This is a genomic window from Bradyrhizobium sp. Kon56 (genome assembly GCF_055807635.1).
Window position 1 is genome coordinate 1 of sequence record NZ_JBVVOU010000645.1, and the last position, 235, is coordinate 235.

1 pseudogene is annotated in these 235 nt (G+C 57.9%); it reads right to left on the reverse strand.

What is annotated here, in order from left to right:
- Positions 1–235: pseudogene (locus tag AC0L3B_RS40370) on the reverse strand (HlyD family type I secretion periplasmic adaptor subunit); the annotation flags it as partial.

The window sequence follows — 235 nt, forward strand, 5'->3', positions numbered from 1 at the left end:
CTCCGCCTCGAGACGACCTTGACGAGCAAGGAGTTCATCGACGCCTTGACTAACAATTGTGGCGTTGGCGAGCGTTTGGGTCTTGTCCAGTCCGATCAGGATCTGCCCTGCATCGACATGGTCACCTTCACGCACGTGCATCTCACCAACGATGCCGCCTGTTGCGTGTTGCACCTTCTTGACGCTCGAATCGACGACAACAACGCCCTGCCCGATCACGGCCCCGGTCAATTGT